Below are 14,679 nucleotides of genomic sequence, written 5' to 3' on the forward strand. Positions count from 1 at the left end.
TTCATTCGCGGGCCCACCGGCCCCATCGCCCTGTCCTGCCAGTCAGGGCCTTCTCCACCCCCCTCCACTCCGGAAGGCGGCGATCATGACCGACCCCGTAGGAAAGCTTCCGAGCGAGCTCGACCAGCTCCCGGACCGTGACCCCGAGGAGACCGCCGAATGGGCGGCCTCCCTGGATGCCGTCACCAAGGCCGCGGGCCCGCACCGCGCCGCGTACCTGATGCGCCGCTCGCTCGAGCACGCCGAGGGCGCCGGTCTCGCGCTGCCCAAGCTGCTGGAGACCGATTACGTCAACTCCATCCCGACCGCCGCCGAGCCCGCGTTCGACGGCGATCTGGAGATGGAGTCCAGGATCACCGCCTGGAACCGCTGGAACGCGGCTGCGATGGTCACCCGCGGCGCCCGGTTCGGCGTCGGCGGCCACATCGCCACCTTCGCCTCGGCGGCCTGGCTGTACGAGACCGGCTTCAACCACTTCTTCCGCGGCAAGGAGGGGGACGGCTCCGGCGACCAGCTCTACATCCAGGGCCACGCCTCCCCCGGCATCTACGCCCGCGCCTTCCTCGACGGCCGGCTGAGCGAGCAGCAGCTCGACAACTTCCGCCAGGAGGCGGGCGGCGACGGTCTGCCGTCCTACCCGCACCCGCGGCGGCTGCCCTGGCTGTGGGAGTTCCCCACCGTGTCGATGGGCCTCGGCCCGCTCTCGGCGATCTACCAGGCGCGCTTCAACCGCTACCTCGCCAACCGCAACATCAAGGACACGTCGAACTCGCACGTCTGGGCCTTTCTCGGCGACGGCGAGATGGACGAGCCCGAGTCGACCGCCGCCCTCGCCCTCGCGGCCCGTGAGCGGCTCGACAACCTGACCTTCGTCATCAACTGCAACCTGCAGCGCCTCGACGGCCCGGTCCGCGCCAACTTCCGCGTGGTCCAGGAGCTGGAGGGCGCGTTCCGCGGCGCCGGCTGGAACGTCGTCAAGACGCTCTGGGGCAACGCCTGGGACGAGCTGTTCCGGCTGGACACCACCGGTGCGCTGGTCCGCCGGCTCCGGGAGGTCCCGGACGCGCAGTTCCAGACGTACGCCACCCGCGACGTCGCGTACATCCGCGAGCACTTCTTCGGCGCCGAGCCCGCGCTCGCCGAGCTGGCCAAGCTGCTCACCGACGCGAAGATCGCCGAGTGCTTCTACACCTCGCGCGGCGGCCACGAGGCCCGCAAGGTGTACGCGGCGTACAAGGCCGCCGTCGAGCACAAGGGCGCGCCGACCGTGATCCTCGCCCAGACGGTGAAGGGTTTCACGCTCGGCAAGGGCTTCGAGTCCAAGAACGCCAACCACCAGATGAAGAAGCTGTCCGTCGACGAGTTCAAGGACATGCGCGAGCTGCTCGGACTCCCGATCCCCGACAGCGCCTTCGTCGACGGCCTGGTGCCCTACGGCCACCCGGGCGCCGGCTCCCCCGAGGTCCGTTACCTCCAGGAGCGCCGCGCCGCCCTCGGCGGTCCCGCCCCGGCCCGCCGGACGCACGCCGTGGCGCTGCCCCAGCCCGAGGAGCGCGCGTTCGCCGCGCTGAAGAAGGGCTCCGGCAAGCAGGAGATGGCCACCACCATGGCCTTCGTGCGCCTGGTCAAGGACCTGATGCGGGACAAGGAGACCGGCAGGCGCTGGGTTCCGATCGTCCCGGACGAGGCCCGTACCTTCGGTATGGAGTCGCTGTTCCCGTCGGCCGGTATCTACTCGCCGCTGGGCCAGACGTATGATCCGGTCGACCGCGACCAGCTGATGTACTACAAGGAGGCCAAGGACGGCCAGATCCTCAACGAGGGGATCACCGAGGCCGGGGCCATGGCCGACTTCATCGCCGCCTCGACGTCGTACGCGACGCACGGCGAGACGATGATCCCCTTCTACATCTTCTACTCGATGTTCGGCTGGCAGCGGACCGGCGACCAGATGTGGCAGCTCGCCGACCAGCTCGGCAAGGGCTTCATCGTCGGTGCCACCGCGGGCCGTACGACGCTGACCGGCGAGGGCCTCCAGCACGCGGACGGCCACTCGCAGCTGATCGCGTCCACGAACCCGGCGTCGCTCAACTACGACCCGGCGTTCGCGTACGAGATCGCGGTGATCGTCAAGGACGGTCTGCGGCGGATGTACGGCCCCGAGGCCGAGAACGTCTTCTACTACCTGACGGTCTACAACGAGCCGAAGCCGCAGCCCGCGATGCCGGAGGGCGTCGAGGAGGGCATCGTCAAGGGCCTGTACCGCTTCAAGGAGGGCACCCCGGCCTCGGCCGATGCCCCGCGGGTCCAGCTGCTGGCCTCCGGTACGGCGATCCACTGGGCCCTTCAGGCGCAGGAGCTGCTGGCCGCGGACTGGGGGGTCACGGCCGACGTCTGGTCCGCCACCTCCTGGGGCGAGCTGCGCCGCGAGGCGCTGGAGTGCGACGAGGCGCTGCTCCGGGGTGAGCAGCGGGTGCCGTACGTGACCCAGGCGCTGGAGGGCGCACCGGGTCCGGTCGTCGCGGTCAGCGACTGGATGCGTCAGGTGCCGGACCAGATCAGCCAGTGGGTGGAGCAGGACTGGTCCTCGCTCGGCACGGACGGCTTCGGCCTCTCCGACACCCGCGACGCGGCCCGCCGCCACTTCGGCGTCGACGCGCAGTCGCTCACGGTCGCGGCCCTGGCCCAGCTGGCCCGCCGCGGCGAGGTGACCGCCTCCGCGGTCAAGGAGGCCCGGGAGCGGTACGGGCTCTGACGGCCCGGAAGACGGGGTCCGGGCCCGCCCCGGCCCCCGTCCCGCCCGTCCGGCGCAGGCTTTGTCCTCGATCGCCGGACGGGCTTGATCTGCCTCCGAAGCCGGCAGGATCAAGCCCGTCGGCGTTCGAGGGCATCCTTTGAGCCCGGCCGGCGCTTGAGGCCACCGCCCCGGGCCCGGGGAACACGCACCGCGTACCGCGGCCACAATGGCCGCATGCGCGCTGCCCGTCTCATCAGAATGGTGCTGCTCCTGCAGTCCCGTCCCGCCATGACCGCCGCCGAGCTCGCCAGGGAGCTGGAGGTGTCCGAGCGGACCGTGACCCGGGACGCGCAGGCGCTCTCGGAAGCGGGTGTCCCGGTGTACGCGGACCGGGGCCGGGCCGGGGGCTACCGGCTGGTCGGCGGTTACCGCACCCGCCTCACCGGCCTCGCCCGTGACGAGGCCGAGGCGCTCTTCCTCTCCGGACTGCCGTCCGCCCTGCGCGAGATGGGCCTGGAGGACGCCGCGTCCGCCGCCCGGCTCAAGGTGTCGGCGGCCCTGCTGCCCTCGCTGCGGGACGCCTCCGACAGTGCCGGCCGGCGCTTCCACCTGGATGCTCCCGGCTGGTACCAGGAACCGGTCACCCCCGAACTGCTGCCGGCCGTCGCCGAGGCCGTCTGGGACGACCGGATCGTCCGTGCCCGCTACCGCCGGGGCGGCCGGGACGGCGATGTGGAGCGGGAGATGGCACCGCACGGGCTCGTCCTGAAGGCCGGGGTCTGGTACGTCTGCGCCCGGGTGGGAGACGACTTCCGGGTGTACCGGATCGACCGGTTCTCGGCCGTGACGGTGTCCGACGAGCGGTTCGAGCGCGACGAGCGGTTCGATCTGCCGGGCTTCTGGAACGAGCGGGCCGCCCAGTTCGCCCGTTCGCTCCTGCGGACCGAGGTGACGGTGCGGGTGTCGCCGGAGGGTGTACGCCGACTGCCGCACACCATGGACCGTTCGGCGGTCCACGAAGCCCTGGAGGCGGCCGGCCCGCCCGATGCCGAGGGGTGGCTCACGGTCACCCTGCCGGTCGAGTCCGACGAGGTCGCCTACAGCCAACTGCTGGCCCTGGGGCCGGAGTCGGAGGTCCTGGAGCCGGCCGCCCTGCGGGACCGTTTCGCCGCGACCGCCGAACGCCTGCGCGAGCTCTATCGCTGAGGGCTTCTTTTCCCCGCGTCCGCGTGCGTCGCCTGTCGCCAGGGCCGATGCTTGACCCGTGATGGACGAGACGGAGTTCTGGGAGCTCATCGACAGCTCCCGCGCGGCCGCCGAGGGCGACCCCGAGGACCAGGCCGACCTGCTCGTCGAACGGCTGGTGCGGCTCGATCCGGATCCGGTGCTGGACTTCGCGAGGCACTTCGAGGCCCGTTTCAACCGCGCCTACCGCTGGGATCTGTGGGGCGCCGCCGCCGTGCTGCTCGGTGGCGCGAGCGACGACGCCTTCGACTTCTTCCGCTGCTGGCTGATCGGCCAGGGCCGGGAGATCTTCGAGGGCGCCCTGCACGACCCGGACAGCCTCGCCGATCTCCTCGACGACTTCGACGAGGAGATCGACGGGGACGCCGAGGATCTCGGCTACGCGGCCGACGAGGCGTACGAACAGCTCACCGGCGTGGTCGCCCCGGACCTCGGCCTGCCGCCCCAGACCGCCGAGCCCGAGGGGAACCCCGTGAACTTCGAGGACGAGGCGGCCCTGGCGGAGCGCTTCCCCTCGCTCTGGGAACGGTTCGGGCCGGGCTGACCGGTACTCCCGCGCCGTCGCGTCAGAAGTGGGTTCCGCCGTCGATCCGGATCTCCGTACCGGTGATGAACGCCCCGTCCCGTGAGCCGAGCATCGCGACGACGCCGGCGACGGTGTCCGGGCTGGCGAAACCCGCCCCGAGCGCCGGGGACAGCTTCATGAAGAGCGACATGTCGGCGTCGGCGGGCAGCCCCGGCCCGTTGCCACTGGTCATGTCGGAGGAGATCGAGCCGGGCGCGACGGCGACGAACCGCAGCCCCTGCTTGCTGTACTCGCTCGCCAGCGCGTGCGTCATCGACTGGATGCCGCCCTTGCTCGCCGCGTACGCCGACATGTACGGGTGCGCGAAGCTCGCCGAGGTGGAGGAGAAGTTCACGACAGCCGGCTCGTCGCCCGCCAGCAGGGCCGGTATCGCCTCGCGGATCATCAGGAACGTACCCGTGAGGTTGACCGCGATGATCTTGTTGAAGAACTCCAGCGATGTCTTGTGGGTGTGCTCGGAACGCAGGATTCCGGCCGCGTTGACCAGGACATCGAGCCCGCCGAGGGTCTCCACGGCGGAGGCCACGCCCGCCCGGACCGCGGCCTCGTCCGAGATGTCCAGGACGAGGGTGGTGAGGCGCCCGGCGGTGCCGTTCGCCACGGCCGTGTCGTGGGTGGCCTTCAGTCCGGCCTCGTTGACGTCGGCCGCGACGACACGGCCGCCCTCGGCGAGGACGCGGTGGACGGTGGCCTGCCCGATGCCGGAGCCGCCCCCGGTGATGAGTGCGCGGCGGCCTTCGTAGCGGTTCATGTCTGTATCTCTCCCGATCCCGGCGACTGCTGTCCCGAAACGTCTCGGCGGCGCCCCGATGACGTCCCGATCGATGTCCACCGTACGCCTGGATGGCACGTTTTGCCATGACGGCATTTCACGCACATCTCTCCCCTGCCGGGGTAATCTCCTGGGAATGAGCACCGAGCCGACTCAGCCGTCCCTCACCGAGCGCCGCAAGGCGGCGACCCAGCTGGACATCGCGCGCGCCGCGGCCTCGCTCTTCGCCGAGCGGGGCCCCGACGGCACCACGGCGGAGGACATCGCCGGCCGGGCGGGCGTGGCGCTGCGCACCTTCTACCGCTACTTCCGCTCCAAGCAGGACGCGGTGGGTCCGCTGCTCTCCGGCGGCGCCGAGCGCTGGCGGGCACTGCTGGAAGCGGCCGAGCCCGGGGACCCGCTCGCCGGGATCCTGGAGCGGGCGGTCACCGAGGCGCTCCGGGCGCCGGGCGCGGACGGCGCCGAGCAGCTCGGCTGGACGCGCGGGCTGCTGCGGGCCGCGGCGGACGACGCGGCGCTGCGTGCCGTCTGGTACCGGGTCAATCAGGATTCGGAGGAGCGGCTGCTGCCGGTGCTGACCCGACTGGCGGGCGACGGGGCGGACCCGCTGGAGGTCCGGCTCGCCGCGGCCGCCGCCACGGACGCGGTACGTGTCGCGCTGGAGGCCTGGGCGGCGACGGACGCGCCGCCGACCGGGCCCGGCTCACCCGCCGATCTGGCGGTGCGCTGCCTGCACGAACTCATCGGCGGCATGCGGCTGTTCAAGGGCTGAGCGGGGAGCGAGAGCCGGTCCGGACCGATCCGCCGGACAGTCCACGGGTCACGGGGCGAGCGAGCGGCCCATGAGTATGTCGTCGACGTAACGCCCGTCCAGGAAGAACTCACCGGGCAGCACGCCCTCGACGACGAACCCCTCCGACTCGTACAGGGCGCGCGCGGGCGCGTTGTGCCCGAGCACCCGCAAGGTCATCCGGTTCGCCCCGTCACCGCGGGCGGTCGCGAAGGCGGCCCGCAGCAGGGCCCTGGCGACGCCGCGGCCGCGCGCCCAGCCGGCCACGGCGAGGCCCTGTATCTGCTGGACATGGGCGTTGCAGGCCAGCGGGCTCGCAGGGACCAGCCTGATGTATCCGGCCGGGCGCAGCTCGCCCGCGTCGTCCCGTGCCTCGGCCACCAGGAGGTCCTCGGGCCGGTGGCACTCGTCGAAGAACGGCGCGTACGGCGGCTGCGGCCTGGGCATCACGGCGTGCAGCGTCGACCAGGTGGCGCGGTCGAGTTCACCGAGAGCGGCTTCGTCATGGAGGGCGGCGGGACGGACGGAACAGGCAGGGTGCGCGGGGTTCTCGGGCATGCGCGTCACTGTGCCACGGCACCCCTCACCCGGTCAGCCGCATTTCGCCGCTCGCCGCACCGAGGAGACGAGGGCTGTCGGCCCGGCAGGTGGGCCCGGCCGGGCCGCTGGGGCAGGATGGACCCATGCTGCCCTCCCGTATCGCTGTCACCGGAGCATCCGGACTCATCGGAGCGGCGCTGGTGCGTTCGCTGCGGGCCGACGGGCACGAGGTGGTGCGCCTCGTACGGCATCCCGCGCGGGCCGGCGACGAGGTGGAGTGGGATCCCGGGCGGGGGTACGTCGACGTGGCGGGCCTGGTCGGCTGCGACGCCGTCGTCCATCTCGCCGGGGCCGGGGTCGGTGACCACCGCTGGACTGCGGCGTACAAGCGGGAGATCCGGGACAGCCGGGTAAGGGGAACGGCGGCGGTCGCCGAGGCCGTCGCCTCGCTGGACGTACCGCCGAAGGTGCTGCTGTCCGGGTCGGCGATCGGCTACTACGGCGACACCGGGGACCGCGCCGTCGACGAGAGCGCTCCGGCCGGCGAGGGCTTCCTGCCGTCCGTCTGCGTGGAGTGGGAGGCGGCCACGGCAGCCGCCCAGGAGGCGGGCGTACGGACGGTGCACGCGCGCACCGGTCTGGTCGTCGGCCGCGAGGGCGGCGCCTGGGGCCGGCTCTTCCCGCTGTTCCGGGCGGGGCTCGGCGGCCGGCTGGGCAACGGGCGCCAGTACTGGAGCTTCATCGCGCTGCACGACGAGGTCGCGGCACTGCGCCACATCCTGGACACCGAGTCGCTCTCGGGTCCGGTGAACCTGACCGGACCCGACCCCGTCACCAACAGCGAGGTGACGGCCGCGATGGGGCGGGTGCTGCACCGCCCCACGCTCTTCACGGCTCCGGCACCGGCCCTGCGGATCGCCCTGGGGGACTTCGCGGAGGATGTGCTGGCCAGCCAGCGGGTGCTGCCGGGTCGGTTGCTGGACTCGGGCTTCGTGTTCGCCTTCCCGGGAATCGACGGGGCGATCCGCGCGGCGCTGCGCTGAGCGCGCCGCGAGAGCACCGGCACCCGCCGGGCCTCCTCCCGCGCGCCGCCGGTCGGCGCGCCCCCGCGAAATCGGACGGACATGCGACCCCGTGCAACGGTGCCCCGGGTGCGCGCGACTGCGTCTTCGCCGGCCACCCTCCTAGCCTCCTTGCGAACTCGGGCATTCCGGGGGCCTGTTGGGGGCAAGAGCCTCCCAGCAGTCGCGCCGACTCGGGGAGGGGCACGTGCTCAGCACGGCACACCACGCGGACGTCGTCATCATCGGGGCCGGGATCGCCGGTCTGTCAGCAGCCCATCGATTGACCAGTGCAGGGGTAAGCGTCAGCGTCCTGGAGGCCGGCCCCCGGGTCGGCGGCCGGATGACCACCGCGGAGCTGGACGGCTTCCGGCTCGACCACCTCGGCCCGCTCCTCAGCACCTCCTACCCGGAACTGCGCACGACGCCCGGCCTCGAAGGGCTGGTGCTGCGCAACTTCGCCTCCGGGGTCCTCGTCCACAGCGAGGGCCGTCAGTACCGCACCGGCGATGTACGGGGCGCTCGGGGCGCATTCAAAGCTGCGCGCGCCCTCGCAAGCGCCCCCCGGCCACCGATGGGCGGGCCGATCGACCAGGCCCGGCTGGGCGCCGCCCTGTCCCGGCTCGCCGCCACCCCGTCCGCCCGCATCCTGGCCCGGCCCGAACAGACCGCGCTCGCCGCCCTGTCCCACCGCGGCCTGCCCTCCCGTACGGTCAACGGCTTCCTCCGCCCGCTGCTCTCCGCGCTGCTCAGCGACCCCGGGCTCAGCACGTCCAGCCGGTGCGCCGACCTCGCCCTGCGCGGCTACGCCCGCGGCAGGCTGTGCGTGCCCGCGGGCGGCTCGGGCACCCTGCCCGAACTCCTGGCCGCCGCGCTGCCGCCCGGCACCGTACGTACGGGTGTGCATGTCACGGCTGCCGACATCACCTCGGTCCGCACCAAGGAGCACGGCGAACTGGGCTGCCGTTCCCTGCTGCTGGCGACCGGCGCGGGCGCCGCCGCCGAGCTGCTGCCCGGTCTGCGGGTGCCGCCCTTCCACGCCGTGACGGTCCTTCACCACACCGCCCCCGTTCCCCCGCCGACCGGTGCCGCACTGCTGCTGGACGCCGACCGGTCGGGCCCGGTCGCGCACACCGCGGTGATGAGCGCGGTCGACCCCTCGCGCGCCCCGCGCGGCCGTACGCTGATCAGCTCGACGGTGCTCGGCACCCCGCCACCCGACCTGGACCGCACGGTCCGCGCCCATCTCGCCGCGCTGTACGGCGCCCCCACCGACGACTGGGAGCTGCTGGCCTCCCACCACGACCCCGAGGCGGTCCCCGCGATGCCGGCCCCGCACGATCCGCGCCGCCCGGTGCGGCTGCTCGCCGGTCTGTACGTGTGCGGCGACCACCGCGACACGAGCACGGTGCAGGGCGCCCTGTTCTCGGGCCGACGCGCGGCCGAGGCGATCCTCACCGACCTGGGCGTACGGCCGGGGAGCGGGACGGCGCTGCCCGAGGCGGCGTAGGGCTCGCGACGTCCGGGGGCGCCGGTGGCCGCGCCCCGGACTCACCCCAGGGCGGCGACCCGGTCGCGGTAGCCCCGTACCGCCGCGGCGTCCCGGTACGGCTCCAGGCGCCGCTCGAAGTCCCGGACGTACTCCGTCGCCCGCACCGACCGCATCTCCGCGGCCTGCTGGGCGGCCTCGGCGCCGAGCAGGCACGCCTGGTCGAGCTCGCCGAGCCCGAGCCGGGCGGACGCCAGCACCACCCGGCAGAACAGCCGGCTGCGGGCGTACGCCGGGGAGCGCAGCTGGAGGGAGCGCTCCGCGTGCTGCGCCGCGGCCCGGTACTGCTGCAGATCCCGGTGGCAGTGCCCGAACTCGTCGGCGAGCTGTGCCTCGTCGAAGTACCGCGCCCAGTGCGGCACCTCGTCCCCGTGCCGGGCGATCTCCAGCGCGCGTTCCGCCCGCGCCAGCGAGGTGGTGCAGGGCCTGGCCTCGCCGAGCACCCCGTGACCGCGCGCCTCGACGGCGTGCAGCAGGGCCTGGACGACGGGCGGCGCCGAGGAGCCGATGCCCTGCTGAGCCACCCGGGCCAGCTGTACGGCTTCCCTGCCGTGGCCGAGGTAGACCGCCTGCCGGCTCATGGTGATCAGGACGTAGCTGCCGTACGCGCGGTCCCCGGCGGCCTGGGCGAGCCGCAGCGCCTGGACGAAGTACCGCTGGGCCAGGCCGTGGGCCGCGATGTCGTACGAGGTCCAGCCCGCCAGCCGGGTCAGGTCGGCGGCGGCGGCGAAGAGCCGGCGGCCGGTCGCCTCCCCGTACGTCCCGCGGAGCATGGGTTCCGTCTCGTGCTCCAGGTACCGGACGAGGGCCTGGCGGGCGTGGCCGCCGCCGTAGGCGTTGTCGAGGGTGCGGAAGAGCTCGCCGACCGAGCGCAGGGCGGCGACGTCACCGCCGCTGACCCGCTGGCCGGGGCCGCGGTCGGTCTGCCGCTGCCGGGGGACGCCGAGGGCGCCCGGCAGCACTGTTCCCGGCGGGGCCGGAGCCGGCGGGAGTGCGGGCGGGCCCGGTGGCGCGGACGGTCCGGAGGGCCGGGAGGGCACGGGCCCACGGGCCCCGCGGCCACCGGCGCCCGACGCAGCCGTCCCGCCGTGCGCCCCGTACAAGCCGTACGCTCCCGGCACTCCGCGCGCCCCACCGGGGCCGCCGGGGCCACCCGGGCCACCGGGCCGCACGGAGCCACCGGTCTCGGCGGCTCCCGCCGTCCCCGTGGCCCCGGCGGTCCCACCGCCCCCGAGGTGCCTGCCGATCCCTCCGGCCACGTGGGCCCCACCGGTCGCATGGGCCCCACCGGTCGCATGGGCCCCACCGGTCGCATGGGCGCCACCGACCCCACCGGTCCCGCCGCGCACCTGGGGCGAGGGCTCGCTCCCCCGCCCCACCCACTCGTCGGCCCGTCCGATCAGCCAGTCCCTGCTGGGGACGACGAGCCCGGCGGGGGTGAAGGCGATCTTGCGCAGCTCCGCATGGCTGCCCGAGTCCTTCCGCCACAGCCCGCTGACGATGTCGACCGCCTCCGCGGGCGTGGCCGCGAACTCCAGGCCCGCGTAGACCGGGGCGCACGCGTCGAGGCCCAGGTCCTGCGCGGAGAGGCGGCGCCCGAGCCGCCGGGTGAAGACCTCGGCGATCAGCGCGGGGGTGGTGCCGCGGGGCTGTTGACCGCGTAGCCAGCGGGTCACGGAGGTCTTGTCGTACCGCAGGTCGAGGCCGTGTTCGAGGCCGAGTTGGTCCACCCTGCGGGCGAGGCCGGCGTTCGAGAAGCCGGCTTCGGTGATGAGGGAGGCGAGTCGGCGGTTGGGGGTGCGCTGCGGAGGTCGTTCCGACATCAGCTGTACGGTCTCCTGCCTTCGGGGCCGGGCGGGCGCCCTTATGGAACGGCGTGAATTTAGCGGCCTCCGCAGCGGTCACAGCCACCTTCGCTTCACTTTCATCCGATCGTGTGAGGATTGAGGTTGGCGCTGACGGGAAGACCTGCCGGGCCACCGTCCGGGGGCCGGTCGTACAGTGGCCGGGGGCGTGATTCAGTGCATGGTGACGCGGCTCCGGACACCCCCCGGCTCCCGGCACCGCGAGTAGGAAGGCATCTGTCGTGACTGAGCTTCGGTTCGTCCGGCTGGGATTCGGCGAGGAAGCCGTCGACTACCAGGAGGCCTGGCAGAAGCAGCGCGAGGTGCACGCGGCCAGATTCGAGGACACCGTCCCGGACACCTGCCTGCTGCTGGAACACCCGCCCGTCTACACGGCCGGGCGGCGCACGACCGAGAGCGAACGCCCACTGGACGGCACCCCCGTCATCGACGTGGACCGCGGTGGCAAGATCACCTGGCACGGCCCCGGGCAGCTGGTCGGCTACCCGATCCAGAAGCTGCCCCGCCCGGTGGACGTCGTCGCGCATGTCCGCCGGCTGGAGGACGCGCTGATCCGTACCGCCGCCGAGTTCGGCGTGGAGACCACCCGGGTCGAGGGCCGCAGCGGCGTCTGGGTGCTCGGCGACCCGGTCGAGGACCGTCCGGCGATCGGCGGACTCTCCCTGGACTTCGACCCGAGGCTGCAGGACGAGGAGTTCGACGCCCGGCTGAACGGCCCCGAGTACGCCCCGTCCAACGCCGGCCAGCGCCGCGAGGACCGCAAGCTGGCGGCGATCGGCATCCGGGTGGCCAAGGGCGTGACCATGCACGGCTTCTCCTTCAACGTGAACCCGGACAACACCTGGTTCGACCGGATCGTGCCGTGCGGCATCCGGGACGCTGGCGTCACCTCGCTGGCGTACGAGCTCGGCCGCGACATCACCATCGCGGACGTGCTCCCGGTCGTCGAGAAGCACCTCAGGGACGTCCTGGAGAACGCCGAGCTCGCCCCGCGCGCCATCGAGCGCCCGACGGATGCCGTGGCCACGGCATGACGCTCGGAGTGCCCCTCCGGGAATAGGCCCTGCCGGCCACAGGTTGGCCACACGTAAAGCCGTTTGAACCACGGGCGTACCCTGGTGTTCGCCGAAGAATCCAATGCAGTGAAAGCAAAGGGGAGTGCCGGAGTGTCCGCTGTCGCACCCGACGGGCGCAAGATGCTGCGCCTTGAGGTCCGGAACAGCCAGACCCCCATCGAGCGCAAGCCCGAGTGGATCAAGACCCGGGCGAAGATGGGCCCCGAGTACAACCAGCTGCAGAAACTCGTGAAGAGCGAGGGTCTGCACACGGTGTGCCAGGAGGCCGGCTGCCCCAACATCTTCGAGTGCTGGGAGGACCGGGAGGCCACCTTCCTCATCGGTGGTGACCAATGCACCCGGCGCTGTGACTTCTGCCAGATCGACACGGGCAAGCCGCAGGCGCTGGACCGGGACGAGCCCCGCCGCGTCGGCGAGTCCGTCGTCACGATGGACCTGAACTACGCCACCATCACCGGCGTCGCGCGCGACGACCTGGAGGACGGCGGTTCCTGGCTGTACGCGGAGACCGTGCGCCAGATCCACGCGCTGACCGCGGAGCGGGAGGCCGGCCGCACCAAGGTCGAGCTGCTGATCCCCGACTTCAACGCGGAGCCCGAGCAGCTCGCCGAGGTCTTCTCCTCGCGCCCCGAGGTGCTCGCGCACAACGTCGAGACGGTGCCGCGGATCTTCAAGCGGATCCGCCCCGGCTTCCGTTACGAGCGCTCCCTGGAGGTCATCACCCGGGCCCGCGAGGCCGGTCTGGTGACCAAGTCCAACCTGATCCTCGGCATGGGCGAGACCCGCGAGGAAGTCAGCGAGGCGCTCCAGGACCTGTACGACGCGGGTTGCGAGCTCATCACGATCACGCAGTACCTGCGGCCCTCCGTGCGTCACCACCCGGTCGAGCGCTGGGTGAAGCCGCAGGAGTTCGTGGAGCTGAAGGAGGAGGCCGACGAGATCGGCTACTCCGGCGTGATGTCCGGGCCGCTGGTCCGTTCCTCGTACCGCGCGGGCCGTCTTTTCCAGCAGGCGATCGAGCGTCGCGGTGCCGCCGCCGCGGCGCCCACCGTGTGAATCCGAGCACAAGAAGCTACCGCACAGTAATAAATGATTCGACGCGGCCCGTACGCTCCCCGCAGGTCGGGGGCGCGTATGGGCCGCGTCGGCGTGCGCGCCGCCCGTATCAAGGTTTCATTGGTGTTTGACCGACCGGTCATGCGCTGGTAACACCGAGCAGTGACGCTGGGTGCACACGGTGCGGTGGCCGGCAGCAGCCGTCCGGGCCGCTGCCGCCCCTGCTTCCCGCATCTCAGCGCACGCCACCCACTTCGCGCAACGCAGTCCCGGGCAGTTCGGTCCGGGCAGCTGAGTCCACGCAACTCAGTCCGCACATCCGCTCCGAGGAGATTTCCACGATGCAGGCCGTGCCGGTACGCGCCACCGCCATCCCTTCCGTCACCGATGCTCTCCGTGCCGTCGAGTCGCTGGTCCTGGGCAGCGGCCAGCGCACCGCCCGCCGCAACGCCTGGACCGCCGTCCTGGAGGACCGGCGCCGGGCCAAGGACAGGGTCGAGGCCGAGTACGTACTGGAGGCCGCGGCCGACCACCGTTCCTAGGCCACGTAAACTTCTGTACATGGCGAGGAAGTCAAACACTGAAGGCGCGGACAGCGCCGAGAACGCGGGGCGACTCAAGCAGATCGCCCTGACCTACAAGATGGCCAGGCGGTCCGACCCGAAGGTCGGTCTTGTCGTCGCGGGCGTGGGAATTGTCACCTTCGGTGTCCTCCTCGGGGTCGGCTTCCTGATCGGCCACCCGATCTATCTGGGCATCCTGGGCTTCGTGCTGGCCCTCCTCGCGATGGCGATCGTCTTCGGACGGCGTGCCGAGCGTGCCGCCTTCGGGCAGATGGAGGGGCAGCCGGGTGCCGCGGCGGCGGTGCTGGACCGTGTGGGCCGGGGCTGGACCACGACACCCGCGGTCGCGATGAACCGCAGCCAGGACGTCGTCCACCGCGCCGTGGGCAAGGCGGGCATCGTGCTGGTCGGCGAGGGCAACGGGAACCGGGTGAAGCTGCTGCTCGCGGCCGAGAAGAAGAAGATGGCGCGCATCCTGGTCGACGTACCGGTGCACGACATCATCGTCGGCAACGACGAGGGCCAGGTGCCGCTCAAGAAGGTGCGCACCAAGATGCTGAAGCTGCCGCGCGTCCTCACCGGCCCGCAGGTGACGGCGGCCAACGACCGGCTGCGCGCGATGGGTGACCTGATGAGCAACATGCCGCTGCCCAAGGGCCCCATGCCGAAGGGCATGCGGATGCCGCGCGGCGGAAAGATGCGCTGACGTCGGACATACGAAGAGGCGGGGGGGGGGGGGAGAGGGGGGGGGTGCCCCCCCCCTCTCTTTTTTTTTTTTTTTTTTTTTTTTTTTTCTCTTTTTTTTTTCCCCCCCCCCCGCGCGTACGGATAGAAAGTCG

The 14,679-nt window shown here is 72.3% G+C and carries 13 protein-coding genes; 10 read left to right on the plus strand and 3 right to left on the minus strand.

The features are described from left to right. Window positions 1-85: 85 nt before the first annotated feature. The 3 genes from aceE (at window position 86) to ACFV8T_RS13455 (ending at window position 4,526) form a co-directional block, all read left to right on the plus strand. The gene (gene aceE, locus ACFV8T_RS13445; protein ID WP_385327130.1) at window positions 86-2,755 is read left to right on the plus strand and encodes a pyruvate dehydrogenase (acetyl-transferring), homodimeric type; all 2,670 of its coding nucleotides are present in this window, start codon (window positions 86-88) and stop codon (window positions 2,753-2,755) included. Between the two features lie 216 nt (window positions 2,756-2,971). Next, window positions 2,972-3,943, plus strand: a complete 972-nt coding sequence (locus ACFV8T_RS13450; RefSeq protein WP_385327132.1) for a helix-turn-helix transcriptional regulator — start codon at window positions 2,972-2,974, stop codon at window positions 3,941-3,943. Window positions 3,944-4,004: 61 nt separating this feature from the next. Next, window positions 4,005-4,526, plus strand: coding sequence for a DUF4240 domain-containing protein (locus ACFV8T_RS13455; protein WP_385327373.1), 522 nt, complete (start codon window positions 4,005-4,007; stop codon window positions 4,524-4,526). A gap of 22 nt (window positions 4,527-4,548) precedes the next feature. Here ACFV8T_RS13455 and ACFV8T_RS13460 read toward each other — a convergent pair whose 3' ends face one another. After that, the gene (locus tag ACFV8T_RS13460; RefSeq protein ID WP_385327134.1) at window positions 4,549-5,319 is read right to left on the minus strand and encodes an SDR family NAD(P)-dependent oxidoreductase; all 771 of its coding nucleotides are present in this window, start codon (window positions 5,317-5,319) and stop codon (window positions 4,549-4,551) included. A gap of 157 nt (window positions 5,320-5,476) precedes the next feature. Here ACFV8T_RS13460 and ACFV8T_RS13465 point away from each other — a divergent pair, with 157 nt between their 5' ends. Continuing rightward, on the plus strand, window positions 5,477-6,112 hold the full coding sequence (locus ACFV8T_RS13465) for a TetR family transcriptional regulator (protein WP_266420202.1): 636 nt from the start codon (window positions 5,477-5,479) through the stop codon (window positions 6,110-6,112). Between the two features lie 48 nt (window positions 6,113-6,160). On the opposite strand, the gene ACFV8T_RS13470 is transcribed toward ACFV8T_RS13465, so the two are convergent. After that, complete coding sequence (locus ACFV8T_RS13470; RefSeq protein ID WP_385327136.1) at window positions 6,161-6,688, minus strand: GNAT family N-acetyltransferase; 528 nt, start codon at window positions 6,686-6,688, stop codon at window positions 6,161-6,163. 125 nt (window positions 6,689-6,813) lie between these two features. Between ACFV8T_RS13470 and ACFV8T_RS13475 the strand changes: the two genes are divergently transcribed. Then, the gene (locus ACFV8T_RS13475; RefSeq protein ID WP_385327138.1) at window positions 6,814-7,713 is read left to right on the plus strand and encodes a TIGR01777 family oxidoreductase; all 900 of its coding nucleotides are present in this window, start codon (window positions 6,814-6,816) and stop codon (window positions 7,711-7,713) included. 226 nt (window positions 7,714-7,939) lie between these two features. After that, a complete protein-coding gene (locus ACFV8T_RS13480) occupies window positions 7,940-9,241 on the plus strand; it encodes an NAD(P)/FAD-dependent oxidoreductase (protein WP_385327140.1) in 1,302 nt (433 codons plus the stop codon). 41 nt (window positions 9,242-9,282) lie between these two features. On the opposite strand, the gene ACFV8T_RS13485 is transcribed toward ACFV8T_RS13480, so the two are convergent. Next, on the minus strand, window positions 9,283-11,103 hold the full coding sequence (locus tag ACFV8T_RS13485; protein ID WP_385327141.1) for a regulator: 1,821 nt from the start codon (window positions 11,101-11,103) through the stop codon (window positions 9,283-9,285). A gap of 263 nt (window positions 11,104-11,366) precedes the next feature. Between ACFV8T_RS13485 and lipB the strand changes: the two genes are divergently transcribed. The 4 genes from lipB to ACFV8T_RS13505 all read left to right on the plus strand — a co-directional run bounded on the left by lipB (window position 11,367) and on the right by ACFV8T_RS13505 (window position 14,546). Further along, window positions 11,367-12,179 (plus strand): lipoyl(octanoyl) transferase LipB, encoded by an 813-nt coding sequence (gene lipB / locus ACFV8T_RS13490; protein WP_385327143.1) that lies wholly within the window; start codon window positions 11,367-11,369, stop codon window positions 12,177-12,179. 132 nt (window positions 12,180-12,311) lie between these two features. Further along, window positions 12,312-13,277 carry a lipoyl synthase gene (gene lipA / locus ACFV8T_RS13495; RefSeq protein ID WP_266420188.1) on the plus strand — a complete coding sequence of 322 codons (966 nt, stop codon included), beginning with the start codon at window positions 12,312-12,314 and terminating at the stop codon, window positions 13,275-13,277. A gap of 341 nt (window positions 13,278-13,618) precedes the next feature. Continuing rightward, window positions 13,619-13,819 carry a hypothetical protein gene (locus ACFV8T_RS13500; RefSeq protein WP_385327145.1) on the plus strand — a complete coding sequence of 67 codons (201 nt, stop codon included), beginning with the start codon at window positions 13,619-13,621 and terminating at the stop codon, window positions 13,817-13,819. A gap of 19 nt (window positions 13,820-13,838) precedes the next feature. After that, a complete protein-coding gene (locus ACFV8T_RS13505; RefSeq protein WP_266420183.1) occupies window positions 13,839-14,546 on the plus strand; it encodes a DUF4191 domain-containing protein in 708 nt (235 codons plus the stop codon). The last annotated feature ends 133 nt before the right edge of the window (window positions 14,547-14,679 follow it).

Origin of the sequence: Streptomyces sp. NPDC059832 (genome assembly GCF_042731715.1) — a bacterium.
In the GTDB taxonomy this organism is placed as follows: Bacteria; Actinomycetota; Actinomycetes; order Streptomycetales; family Streptomycetaceae; genus Streptomyces.